General features: G+C 33.5%; 14 protein-coding genes and 1 pseudogene. 14 read left to right on the top strand and 1 reads right to left on the bottom strand.

Going from position 1 to position 12,953, the window contains the following annotated elements; all coding sequences use genetic code 11:
* Positions 1–14 precede the first annotated feature (14 nt).
* The 8 genes from UZ34_01575 to UZ34_01540 are packed head-to-tail and all read left to right on the top strand — an operon-like array spanning position 15 to position 7,381.
* Entirely contained in the window at positions 15–686 is a 672-nt protein-coding gene (locus tag UZ34_01575; protein AKO64154.1) for a hypothetical protein, read from the top strand.
* Positions 683–1,489: a hypothetical protein gene (locus UZ34_01570; GenBank protein ID AKO64153.1), complete on the top strand. Its 807-nt coding sequence runs from the start codon at positions 683–685 to the stop codon at positions 1,487–1,489. Before UZ34_01575 ends, UZ34_01570 begins: the two co-directional genes overlap by 4 nt.
* Positions 1,486–2,580: a tRNA 2-thiouridylase gene (gene mnmA, locus UZ34_01565; protein ID AKO64152.1), complete on the top strand. Its 1,095-nt coding sequence runs from the start codon at positions 1,486–1,488 to the stop codon at positions 2,578–2,580. Before UZ34_01570 ends, mnmA begins: the two co-directional genes overlap by 4 nt.
* A 5-nt stretch (positions 2,581–2,585) precedes the next feature.
* Positions 2,586–3,449: a hypothetical protein gene (locus tag UZ34_01560; GenBank protein ID AKO64151.1), complete on the top strand. Its 864-nt coding sequence runs from the start codon at positions 2,586–2,588 to the stop codon at positions 3,447–3,449.
* Between the two features lie 50 nt (positions 3,450–3,499).
* On the top strand, positions 3,500–5,221 hold the full coding sequence (locus tag UZ34_01555; GenBank protein ID AKO64150.1) for an acetolactate synthase 3 catalytic subunit: 1,722 nt from the start codon (positions 3,500–3,502) through the stop codon (positions 5,219–5,221).
* Positions 5,221–5,712: an acetolactate synthase gene (locus tag UZ34_01550; GenBank protein ID AKO64149.1), complete on the top strand. Its 492-nt coding sequence runs from the start codon at positions 5,221–5,223 to the stop codon at positions 5,710–5,712. Before UZ34_01555 ends, UZ34_01550 begins: the two co-directional genes overlap by 1 nt.
* Before the next feature lie 14 nt (positions 5,713–5,726).
* Complete coding sequence (locus UZ34_01545) at positions 5,727–6,743, top strand: ketol-acid reductoisomerase (protein AKO64148.1); 1,017 nt, start codon at positions 5,727–5,729, stop codon at positions 6,741–6,743.
* Complete coding sequence (locus tag UZ34_01540; GenBank protein AKO64147.1) at positions 6,743–7,381, top strand: phosphatidylserine decarboxylase; 639 nt, start codon at positions 6,743–6,745, stop codon at positions 7,379–7,381. The genes UZ34_01545 and UZ34_01540 overlap by 1 nt, the downstream gene beginning before the upstream one ends.
* On the opposite strand, the gene UZ34_01535 is transcribed toward UZ34_01540, so the two are convergent.
* Positions 7,378–7,857: an RNA pyrophosphohydrolase gene (locus tag UZ34_01535; GenBank protein ID AKO64146.1), complete on the bottom strand. Its 480-nt coding sequence runs from the start codon at positions 7,855–7,857 to the stop codon at positions 7,378–7,380. The two genes, UZ34_01540 and UZ34_01535, sit on opposite strands and share 4 nt — an antisense overlap.
* A gap of 74 nt (positions 7,858–7,931) precedes the next feature.
* Between UZ34_01535 and UZ34_01530 the strand changes: the two genes are divergently transcribed.
* From UZ34_01530 to UZ34_01505, 6 genes and pseudogenes are all read left to right on the top strand, one after another.
* Complete coding sequence (locus UZ34_01530) at positions 7,932–8,852, top strand: hypothetical protein (GenBank protein AKO64145.1); 921 nt, start codon at positions 7,932–7,934, stop codon at positions 8,850–8,852.
* Between the two features lie 61 nt (positions 8,853–8,913).
* The gene (locus UZ34_01525) at positions 8,914–9,435 is read left to right on the top strand and encodes an MxaD (GenBank protein ID AKO64144.1); all 522 of its coding nucleotides are present in this window, start codon (positions 8,914–8,916) and stop codon (positions 9,433–9,435) included.
* Between the two features lie 12 nt (positions 9,436–9,447).
* Positions 9,448–10,056, top strand: coding sequence for a hypothetical protein (locus tag UZ34_01520; protein AKO64143.1), 609 nt, complete (start codon positions 9,448–9,450; stop codon positions 10,054–10,056).
* Positions 10,056–10,277 (top strand): exodeoxyribonuclease VII small subunit, encoded by a 222-nt coding sequence (locus tag UZ34_01515; GenBank protein ID AKO64142.1) that lies wholly within the window; start codon positions 10,056–10,058, stop codon positions 10,275–10,277. The genes UZ34_01520 and UZ34_01515 overlap by 1 nt, the downstream gene beginning before the upstream one ends.
* Positions 10,264–11,073: pseudogene (locus UZ34_01510) on the top strand (hypothetical protein). Before UZ34_01515 ends, UZ34_01510 begins: the two are co-directional and overlap by 14 nt.
* Positions 11,074–11,119: 46 nt before the next feature.
* Positions 11,120–12,946, top strand: a complete 1,827-nt coding sequence (locus UZ34_01505; GenBank protein AKO64141.1) for a 1-deoxy-D-xylulose-5-phosphate synthase — start codon at positions 11,120–11,122, stop codon at positions 12,944–12,946.
* Positions 12,947–12,953: the final 7 nt, after the last annotated feature.

Raw genomic sequence — 12,953 nt, 5'->3', positions numbered from 1 at the left:
TTTTATAATTACGTATGGATATTAAAAACTATAGCCGCATACGAGAAGAAATACAGATTTTTGAAGAAAATCATAATAGAAAAATCAGTTTAATTGCTGTAAGCAAAAAACAATCGATTGAAAAAATTAACAATTTAATCGATTATGGTCACTTAGATTTTGGAGAAAATTATGTACAAGAGGGAGTGGATAAAATTAAAACTATTTCAAACCCTTCTCTCATTTGGCACTTTATTGGCCCGATACAAAGCAATAAAACAAAGCAAATAACAGAACATTTTAATTGGGTTCACAGCATCGATCGGTTAAAAATATATGAAAGAATAAAAAATGAGGCGAATAGTTTAAGGAAAAAAATCAACTTTTTAATCCAAATTAATATTAGTAAAGAAAATACAAAAAGTGGTATCAATATCAATGATCTTGATGAAATTTTAGATGGTATTGATCCAAGCGATGATTACTTACGTTTCAGAGGAATTATGGCTATTCCAAGCAATACCTCAAATATAAACCTCTTAGAAAAAGAATTTTCGCTTTTAAATAAAGCTTATATTTCTTTGAAAGAACGTTTTCATACCGTTGACACATTATCCATGGGAATGTCTAATGATTATCATTTGGCAATGGATCATGGCTCAACAATGATAAGAGTTGGATCTAAAATTTTCGGAGAACGTATATGACAAAAATAACATTTGTTGGGTGTGGAAATATGGCGCAAGCTATGATTTCTGGTCTTCGTGCGTCAAAACAAAAATTTCATATATACGTGATAGAAAAAAACAAAGAATTAAAAAATAAGATTCAACAAGAACTTAAAGTTGAAATTATTGATAATCTAGATCATCTTCAAACCGACATTGTTATATTATCTGTTAAGCCTAAAGATATATGTGTAGCGTGTAAAAACCTTAATGTAAATGAATCCGTTGTAATTAGTATCGCTGCAGGTATAGGACTAGACACAATAAAGAACCACCTTAACGGACATCAAAAGCTAGTAAGGGTTATGCCCAATTTAAATGCATTTGAGGGCAAAAGTATTAACGCTATCTACTTTGATGCGCTCATTGAACCTGAGGATAGAAAAATTATAGACAGCATATTTTCTAGCATTGGTCATAATATTGTTTTTGATGATGAATCAATGATCGATCAATCGACTGCTGTCTCAGGAAGTGGTCCGGCATATGTTTTTTACTTAATGCAATCATTTATTGAAGCAGCGAATAAGATTGGCCTTCCATTAGAAGAATCCAAGAAGCTGGTTTATGAAACATTCGCAGGCGCATGTGCTACTGCTAAAAAAAATCTTGATGATCTAGATATGTTAATAGAAAACGTTTCATCTAAAGGTGGTACAACAGAGGCTGCAATAAAAACATTCGATGAAAGAAATTTAAAAGAAGTTTTTAATCAGGCGGTAAAAAATGCATACAACAGAGCGCTTGAAATAAATCAAGAAAATAAAAAAATTAATCAATGAAAAAAAAGAACATTATTGTTGGTTTATCTGGAGGGGTTGATTCTGCAGCTACTGCCCATATTCTAAAACAACAGGGACACAATGTACGCGGTTTGTTTATGAAAAACTGGGAAGCGGATGATGACGATGAGTATTGTTCTAGTAAGCAAGACTTAATTGATGCCATAAGTGTTGCTGAGAAAATTGGTATCGACATTGAGGTTGTTAATTTTGCAAAAGAATATAAAGAAAAGGTATTTAATCTTTTTATAGATGGTTTAAAAAAGGGCTTTACTCCAAACCCTGATATTCTGTGTAACTCAGAAATTAAGTTCGAGGCTTTTTTAAATCATGCAATGCAACTGGGTGCTGATTATATTGCAACTGGGCATTATGCTGATGTTGTTGAAAAAGATGGTTTATTTTATCTTTTGAAAGGAAAGGACTCGACAAAAGATCAAAGTTACTTTTTACATAAACTTAACCAACAACAGTTATCCAAGTCAATTTTTCCTTTAGGAAAAATATTAAAATCAGATGTTAGAAAAATTGCTAAAGATAATAATTTACACAACCATGACAGAAAAGACTCAACAGGGATTTGTTTTATCGGAGAAAGGCCCTTTGCGGAATTTTTAAATCAATTTATACCAAAAAATCCAGGCGACATTGTCACAGTTGATGGGAAAAACATTGGCAAGCATAACGGTCTTACTTTTTACACTGTTGGTCAAAGACAAGGTTTAGGAATTGGCGGAACATCCTCTGGAAGTGGGGAGCCGTGGTTTGTTGCCAAAAAAGATATGAAAAAAAATCAGTTAATTGTTGCTCAAGGAAAAAATCACCCAGCCTTATATCACGATGCAATAGAAGCTGAAGAAATTCACACCATCTCGAATTCGTTTCCAATACAAAGGGTCATTGGTGCAAAAATTAGATACAGGCAGCCTGATGCCGCATGTCAAATCAATGAAATTAATTCAGATGGATTGGTTTCCTTTTTTGGTCAAAAACAATGGGCCGTAACTCCAGGTCAATATATTGTTTTCTATGACAGCAATATTTGTCTTGGTGGCGCTGTGATTAAATCTGGATTCAATAGTTTTCAATAATTTTCATGAATATTTCTTTTAAAAGATTACTGGAAAATGAAATTAATCGTAATATTCTCATTGCTTTGAAAGAGGATATTGGCAAAGGTGACCTCACTTCCAGCTTTATTGAAAAAAATTCGTTAAGTGCAGCTAAAATTTTTTGTAATGAAAATGCCATTTTTTGCGGGAAAGTATGGCTTGATAAAATTATTAAAAAACAAAAAAGTTTAAAAATAAAATGGCAGGTGAAGGATGGTGACTTTATTCAAAAAGGTCATTGCATTTGTGAAATAAATGGATCTACTCGAGAAATTTTATCCATTGAAAGAGTGTGTCTTAATTTTATTCAAACTCTTTCTGGCACAGCAACGCTGACCAATCAATTTGTAAATATCATTAAAAAGACTGAATCACAAATTTACGACACCCGAAAAACTATACCTGGGATAAGATTTTCACAAAAATATGCAGTAAAAGTTGGAGGTGGTAGAAATCAGAGACTGGGGCTTTTTGATATGGCTCTTTTTAAAGAAAATCATTTTTCAGCAAATGGCACTTTTGAAACATTGCTAAACAAAATTAAAGCAAAAAATCTCACAAACTCAATTCAAATTGAGGTTGAAAACTTAAATCAACTAAAAATTGCCCTTAAATACTCTGTAAAAAATATACTTTTGGACAATTTTTCTAATTCACAGATTAAAAAAGCTATTGATATGGTAAACAAAAATACTATTCTTGAAGTTTCTGGAAATGTGACTCAAAAATCCGTACTAAAAATTGCTAAATTAGGTAAATTAAGAATATCAATTGGGTCTTTGACAAAAAACATTCAAGCCATTGATTTTTCAATGTTAATTGAAGACAAAAAGTCACGTTCTACTTGACCAAACCTATGTAAATAGGTTATTTTAGCGGTTTGGTTTAAAAACATAACATGAGCGCAAGAAAGTTTACCGGAGCTGAAATTGTTATTCACTCCTTGCATAAAGAAAACACAGAATTTGTCTTTGGTTATCCAGGTGGTGCAGTTTTAAATATCTATGACGCCATTTTCCAATTAAAAAAATTCAAACACGTACTAGTTCGTCATGAGCAAGCCGCTGTGCATGCAGCTGATGCTTACTCCAGATCTACTGGAAAGGTAGGTGTAGCCCTTGTAACATCTGGTCCAGGTGCCACCAATGCTGTAACAGGTATTGCTACAGCCCACATGGATTCAATTCCTATGGTGATCATTTCAGGTCAGGTTCCAACTCATGCGATTGGTCAAGATGCTTTTCAAGAATGTGACACGGTTGGAATTACAAGACCCTGTGTCAAACACAATTTTTTAGTTAAAAAAATTGAAGACATTGCGCCAACAATTAAAAAAGCTTTTCACATCGCCAAATCCGGAAGGCCTGGTCCGGTTGTGGTTGATATTCCTAAAGACATCACCGCTGAAGAATCCGTCTTTGAGTATCCATCTGAAATTGAATTAAGATCATATCACCCAGTTGAAAAAGGCCATCAGGGTCAAATTACTAAAGCACTCGAATTATTGATTTCATCAAAAAAACCAATGGTTTACACTGGCGGAGGAGTGGTTTTAGGAGATGCTTCTGAAGAATTAACCAAGCTTGTTAAAAAGTTAGGATTTCCAGTTACAAGTACTTTAATGGGCTTGGGTGGGTTTCCTGCCAATGAAAACCAATTCTTGGGCATGCTTGGTATGCATGGAACCTATGAAGCGAACATGGCCATGCAAGATTGTGATGTATTAATTGCCATTGGTTCAAGATTTGATGATCGAGTTATTGGAAACCCAGACCATTTTTTATCAAAACCGAGAAAAATTATTCACATTGATATCGATCCAGCATCAATATCCAAAAGAGTAAAGATTGATGTTCCAATCGTTGGAAATGTCAAAAGCGTTCTTGAGGATATGAACGAAATTTATTCAACATTAGAAAAAAACCATGATAAAAAGATCCAATCTGATTGGATGAAAACGATTTATGAATGGAAAGCTAAAAAATCACTCTCTTACAAAAACAGTGACGAAGTTATTAAACCTCAGTATGTAGTGGAAGAACTACATAAGGTTACCAATGGTGATGCATTCATTACATCAGATGTAGGTCAACACCAAATGTGGGCTGCTCAATACTATCCTTTCAACAAACCTCGTAGATGGCTTAATTCAGGTGGTCTAGGAACAATGGGGGTTGGGCTTCCCTACGCCATGGGAGCACAATTGGCCCACCCTGAAGCTCAAGTTGCATGTATAACGGGTGAAGCATCAATTCAAATGTGCATTCAAGAACTATCTACCTGCAAACAGTTTCATTTGCCAGTAAAAATTATTAATCTGAATAACAGATATATGGGTATGGTCAGACAATGGCAGGAATTTTTCTATGGAAATCGTTATGCAGAGTCATACATGGACGCCCTTCCTGATTTTGTAAAACTAGCTGAATCATATGGGCACATAGGTTTACAAATCGAAAAGCCTTCAGAAGTTACTGATGCTCTGAAAGAAGCTTTTTCTGAAAAAAATAAAGAGCGTTTGGTTTTTCTAGATTTCCTTACTGACCAGACTGAAAATGTTTACCCGATGGTGCCAAATGGCAAGGGATTGTCTCAGATGATCCTATCTGAGGACTTATAATGCGACATATCATTTCTTTACTTATGGAAAACGAAGCTGGTGCACTATCCAGAGTTTCCGGACTTTTCTCAGCTAGGGGCTATAATATTGAGTCTTTAACGGTTGCTCCCACTGAAGATTCATCTTTATCAAGAATGACTATTGTCACCTCGGGTTCCGATGAAATTATCGAACAAATAATTAAACAACTGAATAAATTAATTGATGTTGTCAAAGTTTTAGATTTAAATGACGGAAAACATATTGAAAGAGAATTAATGCTTGTAAAGGTCAAAGCAAGTCACCAATACCGTGAAGAAATGAAAAGAATTAGTGATATTTTCAGAGGGAGGATTATCGATGTCTCTGATAATACATTTACAATCGAAATTACTGGATCATCTACTAAATTAGATGCTTATCTTGACAGTTTAGACAAATCAGCAATTGTTGAAACTGTTAGAACTGGAGCATCGGGAATTGGTAGAGGTGATAGAATACTGAAAATTTAATTTAGGATAAGAAAATGAAAGTTTATTACGATCAAGATGCTGATTTAAACATCATAAAAAATTTCAATGTAACTATTGTCGGTTATGGCTCACAAGGCCATGCTCATGCTGCCAATCTTAAAGACTCAGGTGTTAACGTCACAATTGGTCTTAGAAAAGATGGATCGTCATGGGCTAAAGCTGAAAATGCCGGTCATGCAGTAAAAGAAGTTGCAGATTCTGTTAAAGATGCTGATATCGTAATGCTCCTTATTCCTGATGAAACTATGGCAACTATCTATAAGGAACAAATTGAACCAAATTTAAAACCTAATGCAACACTGGCTTTTGCACACGGTTTTAATGTGCACTATAAATTTATTGCACCTAAAGATGATGTTGATGTAATCATGATTGCTCCAAAAGGTCCTGGACACACAGTAAGATCAGAATTTCTTAAAGGTGGAGGTGTTCCTACACTGATTGCTGTTTATCAAGATAAATCTGGACAGGCTAAAGATACGGCACTTTCTTACGCTATGGCTAATGGAGGAACTAAAGGTGGTGTGATTGAAACAGACTTTAGGGAAGAAACTGAAACCGATTTATTTGGTGAACAAGCAGTTCTTTGTGGTGGAGCAGTTGAACTTGTTAAAGCTGGTTTCGAAACCTTAACAGAAGCCGGTTATGCTCCTGAGATGGCCTACTTTGAGTGCTTACATGAATTGAAGTTAATCGTTGATTTAATGTACGAGGGTGGAATTGCCAACATGAATTATTCAATTTCTAATAATGCAGAATTTGGAGAATATGTTACTGGTAAAGAAGTTATTAATGCTGAATCTAAAAAAGCAATGAAAAAAGCATTAGAAAATATTCAAAATGGTACTTATGCCAAACGTTTCATTGATGAAGGTAATGATGGCTACCCTGAAATGACAATCCATAGAAAAGAAAACAGTGATCATCAAATTGAAAAAGTTGGATCCCAATTGAGATCAATGATGCCTTGGATAGCGAAAAATAAATTAGTTGATCAATCTAAAAACTAATGAACAAAAATTATCCCATTCTTGCTCGTGAGGGCTGGCCGTTTGTTGCCCTCACAATTTTTTTATTTTTAATTTCAATTTATTTTGTTAATTCAATAGCTATTTGTTTTACGGGAATAATTTGTTTATTCGTAATTCAATTTTTTAGAGATCCCCAAAGAAAAATTGTTGCAAAATCAAACGAAGTTGTATCTGCAGCAGATGGGAGAGTGATTGCTATTGAAAAAACAAATAATCCCTATAATAAAAGAGAAGCGATAAAGGTTAGCGTGTTCATGAATATTTTTAATGTGCATTCGAATAAGGCTCCAATTTCAGGAAAAGTAATCAGTAAAATTTACAAACCTGGAAAATTTCTTAACGCTGCTCTTGATAAAGCATCAAGTGAAAATGAGCATTGTGCCATTACTATCAAAACATCCAAGAATCAAGTTATTACCTCCGTTCAAATAGCTGGTTTAATTGCTCGAAGAATTTTATGTTATGCAAATAAAGGATCAGAATTAAAACAAGGCGATCGATATGGTTTTATTCGTTTTGGGTCAAGAGTAGATCACTACATCCCAATAAACTCTAAAGTGAAAGTAAAGTTGGGACAAAAAGTAAAAAATTCTGTGGATGTTCTTGCAGAAATTTAATTTTTAGCTTCAACAAATTGCCACAATTCATTTAAAGCAGCCGAATATACCTCTTTTTTAAAATCTACTACGTCCTGAAGGGGATGCCAGAAATTTTCCCATTTCCAATCATCAAATTCAGGTGAGTCATGCAGGTTCAAATTAATTAAATCGTCAGAGCCAATAAATTTGAGTAAAAACCAAATTTGTTTTTGTCCTTTATACCTTCCCTGCCAATAGGTTTTTATAAACTTCTCTGGAACATCATATTTTAACCAATCAGCGGATCTTCCCAGTATCTCAAAACTATTTTTTTTCAGGCCAACTTCCTCATATACCTCTCGATACATGGCCTGCTCTGGAGTCTCACCTTTCTGAATACCCCCTTGAGGAAATTGCCAATTATCTTCATCAACCCTCTTGGCCCACAGAATTTTATTATCTTTATTGATAATTACTGAAGCCACATTAGGCCTATATCCATCGTCATCAATCATTGTTAAACTTTTATTTTAAATTTAAATTTTATTATCTAATTTTTTCATACTAACCGACATTGATAAATAATTTTTTGAAACTTTTTATTGTTTTGATATCGCTTGTTATCTTTCAAGGCTGTCAAAAACAATCCTTTGCCATTATTACTAACCAAGGTGAGGATACGGTATCCATTGTTGATTTACAAAAATTAAATGTCATAAAAACAATACATACAAAGCCTGGACCGTTAGCAGTTGAGATTCTTAAAAATAACTTAGCAATAATCTCTAACACAAAAAATGAATCCTTGGAGTTAATAGATCTAGATAGCCTAAAGATTATTGATAATATAAATTTAGGTTTTACGCCATTAGGAATTGTTTTTATTGAAGATAAAGATTTACTTTACATATCCTCATGGTATGAAAATAAGTTGTATTACTATGATACCAATTCATGGGAACGAGTCGGTGTAATCCCAGTTGGTTTAACCCCATCAGGAATCACCTATGACAAAAAAAGAGACCTGATTATCGTATCTAATCGGGATGAGAATTTGTTAACAATTATTCATGACAACAAAGTTGTTCAAACTGTTGAGGTTGGTGACCACCCCTTTGGAATTTTCTTATCCGATGACTCTATATTCTCTGTTAATGTTTACTCCAACGATGTTTCAAAAATAGACTTAAACACTTTTGATTCATTTAAATTTAATGTTGGGGATCACCCCTATAACATAATATCTTTTGATCAATATCTATTTGTAACAAACACTCAAGATGACTCGGTCAGTGTAATAAATAAAGCTGACTTTTCAATACAAAAAACACTCAGAACTGGAGAGGTTCCTGAAAATCTTGGCATTGATTATTTAAACAATCAATTAATTGTTACAAATTGGGGGTCAAATTCCATCAGCGTATTTGATTTAGATAGTCTAGAAATCATAAAGAATATCCCTACCGGGAGAGAAAGTCGCTCTTTTGGAAATTTTATTTGGACAAAATAATTAAAAGTAATCTGTAATATAGTAATATGGTGTTTGTTTTCAAAAATGTTAAGGATTATCAATGAAGAAAATAGTATTACTTATCACATCACTTTTATTCGCATTCACTATCTTTGCTCATGGACCAACCCCTCAAAAAGTGCAGAAATCTGTAAAAATTGCTGCAAGCCCAGATAAAGTTTGGGAAGTGGTGAAAGATTTTGATAACGCAAATAAATGGCTCCCTTTTGTATCCGATATCAAAGTCGAAGTTAAAGGTGAAGATAAATTTAGAACTTTAACTTTAAAAGAAGGTGGTAAAGTCTTAGAAAGATTGAAAGGCATCGATGATGACTTAATGAAGATTAAGTTTGAAATTGTAGAAGGTGATGTGCCAGTTGCTGATTGTAATATATATATTACTGTTGCAAAAGGAGGAAATGATAATGAGTCTGAGGTACAGTGGACTGCAAGATTCTACAGGGTTTATAAACTAAATCCTCCTATCCCAGAAGGTCAAGATGATGAATCTGCTTTAAATGCAATGAATGCAGTAGTGGATGCAGCTTTACCTGAATTGAAAAAATTTATTGAATCAAAATAAAGCTACTTAGTATTGCTTCATATAAATTCTGGTTCTGCGTCTTATAAAGTACTTATTTGGTTACATGGGTTAGGCGCAGATTCTAATGATTTCGCTCCTTTCTTTTCTAATCCCTTATTTAAGGAATATGAAATCATTCTCCCAAACGCACCATATCGAAAAATAACGCTTAACCAAAATTTTGAAATGCGTGCATGGTTTAATATGAAAAGCCTAAACCTGGATGATTTGAACGAAGAAGACTTTATTGAATCATCAAAAGCGTTAGACTTAATCATAGAGGATAAATTAAAAACCAATCCATCATCTAAAATATATATTGGTGGTTTTTCACAAGGTGCCGCATTGTCAATTTTTTACGGTCTAAAAACGATTCATAAAATTTATGGCGTGGTTTCCTTTTCTGGCTTTGTCCCAAAATTTAATTATCAAAATACAATGATTACAAAACCAATACTTAAAATTCATGGCATCTATGACGATATTATCAATTTTCAAACATCTGAAAATACTTTTGATTTGTTAAATTTCTCCAATTTAGTATCCAAGAGTTACAATATGGGGCATGAGGTTATTGAAGACCAAGTCGTTGACCTTCTATCTTTCTTAAAGGAAACATGATGTCTGAAAAAAATAAAGGTTTTGATGAAATTCTAGAGGAGCTTGAGTCCATAGTAGAATCCATGGATGACGGTAGCTTAAAACTTGAAGAAACGATTGAGTCGTATGAAAAAGGAATCAAGTTAATTAAGCAAGCTCAAGCATCTTTAAAGAATTTTGAAAAAAAGGTTCAAATTTTAAATAGTAAGAATGAATTAGAAGATTTTAATGAACCAGAGTAAAAAATTTGTAACATTTAAATCTGAGTTTAATAAATTTCTTTCGTTACAAATACCCGACTCAAATGACTTAAATCATAAGGCAATAAAATATGCCATTTCTAATGGTGGAAAAAGAATCAGGGCATACCTTCTCTTTACACTTGGAAAACATTTCGGCATTTCAAAAAATATTTTAAATATCCTTGGTGCTTCTATTGAGATGATCCATGCCTACTCTCTCGTTCATGATGACCTCCCCTGTATGGATGACGATGACCTTAGAAGAGGAAAGCTTACTTGTCATAAAAAATTTGATGAAGCTCAAGCACTACTTGTAGGTGATGCCTTACAGTCACTTGCCTTTGAATTACTCAGCTCAAATAAATTAAAAATTGATCCCGAATTGAAACTCAAGTGTATCAATTTATTGGCTTCATCAATTGGCTCACAAGGAATGGTTCTTGGGCAATCACTTGATATGATCTATGAAAAAAAGAAGCCGACAAAAAAAATTATTGAAAAAATACACAGGAACAAAACAGGCATGTTAATTTCAACATGCATCCTCATCCCATCAATAATTTCTCGACAAACAAATTCTACTCATAGAAACTTAAAAATTCTAAGTGAAAACTTAGGCCTTTTATATCAAATGGTTGATGATTATCTTGATGCAACATCAGATGTTGAGAAACTTGGTAAAAATCCTGGCAAAGATCAACAGAGAGAAAAAGTAACCTACTACTCTATGTATGGAAAAGAAAAATTAATAAGCGTCATTAATACAACCAAAGAAGAAATCGATAAAATATCGTTTAAACTTGAATTACCAGATGAATTTAATTTTTTAATTAACAATATCTATGACCGAATCAAATAAAAAGATATTAAATCAGATTGATTCCCCAAGAGATTTAAAAAATCTCAGCAAATCAGAGTTAATTTCATTGGCTGCAGAAATCAAAGATTTCCTTATCACCTCGGTTCAGGAAACAGGTGGTCACCTATCATCAAACTTAGGTGTAATTGAGCTCACCATAGCTCTTCATTACATCTATAACAGTCCTGATGATGTTTTGATTTGGGATGTTGGTCACCAGACCTACGTCCATAAGATCCTCACAGGAAGAAAAAATAAATTACATACATTAAGACAGTTTAAGGGCATTTCAGGATTTCCAAAAAGAGATGAAAGTGTCCATGATCATTTCGGAACAGGACATTCAAGTACTTCTATATCTGTTGCTCTTGGAATTTCTGAGGCAATGCTTAAAAATAAATCTAATAATAAATCGATTGCAATAATTGGTGATGGAGCGATGACTGCCGGTATGGCTTTTGAAGCCCTAAATAATGCTGGAGAATCAAAAAGCAATATTCTAGTTATACTCAATGACAATGACATGTCCATCTCAAAAAACGTTGGAGCGTTAAATAACTACCTAGCTAGATTATTAAGTGGGAAAATTTATGGCGGAATTAAGTCAACCAGCAAACAAATATTTGAAAGAGTACCCTCAATTCTAGAGCTGGCAAAAAAAACAGAAGAGCATGTTAAGGGTATGGTGACACCTGGAACATTATTTGAGGAATTTGGTTTTAATTATATCGGTCCAATCGATGGCCATAACATAGATATTCTTTTGGATACTCTTGAAAATATTAAATCATTAAATGGTCCACAATTCCTTCATGTGGTTACTAAAAAAGGTTATGGTTACCTTCCTGCAGAAAAAGATCCCAACAAATTTCATGGAATATCAAAAAAAAGCACATCTCAACCCAATCAAAAAACTTTTACTCAGGTGTTTGAAGAATGGGTGCTGAGCTATGCAAAAAAAGATAAAAAGCTAATAGCCGTAACACCAGCAATGGCAGATGGCAGCGGGTTAACAACATTTTCTAAAAAATATCCATCACGTTTTTATGATGTTGGTATTGCTGAGCAACATGCAGTCACATTCGCAGCTGGGTTAGCTATTCATGGATACAAGCCAGTTGTAGCAATCTACTCAACATTTATGCAAAGAGCTTATGATCAAATTATTCATGATGTTGCATTACAAAATATCCCCATGTTATTTGCAATTGATCGTGCTGGATTAGTTGGTGCTGATGGTGCAACACATACTGGAAATTTTGATGTTTCATTTATACGATGCATACCAAATACGATCATTATGCATCCAACTAATGAGACAGAATTAAAATTAATGTTGTCCTTAGGATATGAAAGCAGCAATATCTGTTTTGTTAGATATCCTAGGGGTTTTGCAAATGATTTTAAAAATCAAAAAAGTGTAAAAATTGGAAAAGCTGAGATCATTAGAAAGGGAAAAAAATTAGCCTACCTTTGCTTCGGTCCTTTAATAAATCAAATTTTACCTTTAGCTGAAAAATATGATCACACTGTAGTCAATATGCGATTTTCCAAACCCTTAGATCATGCTATGATTAAGAAAATTACCAGTGAACATGAATATATTGTAACCCTTGAGGATAATGTTATCTCAGGAGGAGCAGGCTCTGCGGTTTTAGAAAATTTATCCGCAAATCATTTAAAAAATAAAACTCTTCTTCTCGGTTATCCAGACTATTTTCCTGAACATGGTTCACAAGTTGAAATTCTTAAGACGTATCAATTGGATATTGAATCAATAGAAAATAAAATTGTGAACTTAATTTCCTGATGTTAAA

It is taken from the genome of Methylophilales bacterium MBRSF5, assembly GCA_001044335.1.
GTDB lineage: Bacteria > Pseudomonadota > Gammaproteobacteria > Burkholderiales > Methylophilaceae > BACL14.
Note: the sequence above shows the minus strand (reverse complement) of the source record. Positions and strands in the feature narration are given on the sequence as shown.

Coding starts and splice junctions, on each gene's coding strand:
- UZ34_01575 (AKO64154.1), top strand. CDS start 15: ATGGATATTAAAAACTATAGCCGCATACGAGAAGAAATACAGATTTTT.
- UZ34_01570 (AKO64153.1), top strand. CDS start 683: ATGACAAAAATAACATTTGTTGGGTGTGGAAATATGGCGCAAGCTATG.
- mnmA (AKO64152.1), top strand. CDS start 1,486: ATGAAAAAAAAGAACATTATTGTTGGTTTATCTGGAGGGGTTGATTCT.
- UZ34_01560 (AKO64151.1), top strand. CDS start 2,586: ATGAATATTTCTTTTAAAAGATTACTGGAAAATGAAATTAATCGTAAT.
- UZ34_01555 (AKO64150.1), top strand. CDS start 3,500: ATGAGCGCAAGAAAGTTTACCGGAGCTGAAATTGTTATTCACTCCTTG.
- UZ34_01550 (AKO64149.1), top strand. CDS start 5,221: ATGCGACATATCATTTCTTTACTTATGGAAAACGAAGCTGGTGCACTA.
- UZ34_01545 (AKO64148.1), top strand. CDS start 5,727: ATGAAAGTTTATTACGATCAAGATGCTGATTTAAACATCATAAAAAAT.
- UZ34_01540 (AKO64147.1), top strand. CDS start 6,743: ATGAACAAAAATTATCCCATTCTTGCTCGTGAGGGCTGGCCGTTTGTT.
- UZ34_01535 (AKO64146.1), bottom strand. CDS start 7,857: ATGATTGATGACGATGGATATAGGCCTAATGTGGCTTCAGTAATTATC.
- UZ34_01525 (AKO64144.1), top strand. CDS start 8,914: ATGAAGAAAATAGTATTACTTATCACATCACTTTTATTCGCATTCACT.
- UZ34_01515 (AKO64142.1), top strand. CDS start 10,056: ATGTCTGAAAAAAATAAAGGTTTTGATGAAATTCTAGAGGAGCTTGAG.
- UZ34_01505 (AKO64141.1), top strand. CDS start 11,120: ATGACCGAATCAAATAAAAAGATATTAAATCAGATTGATTCCCCAAGA.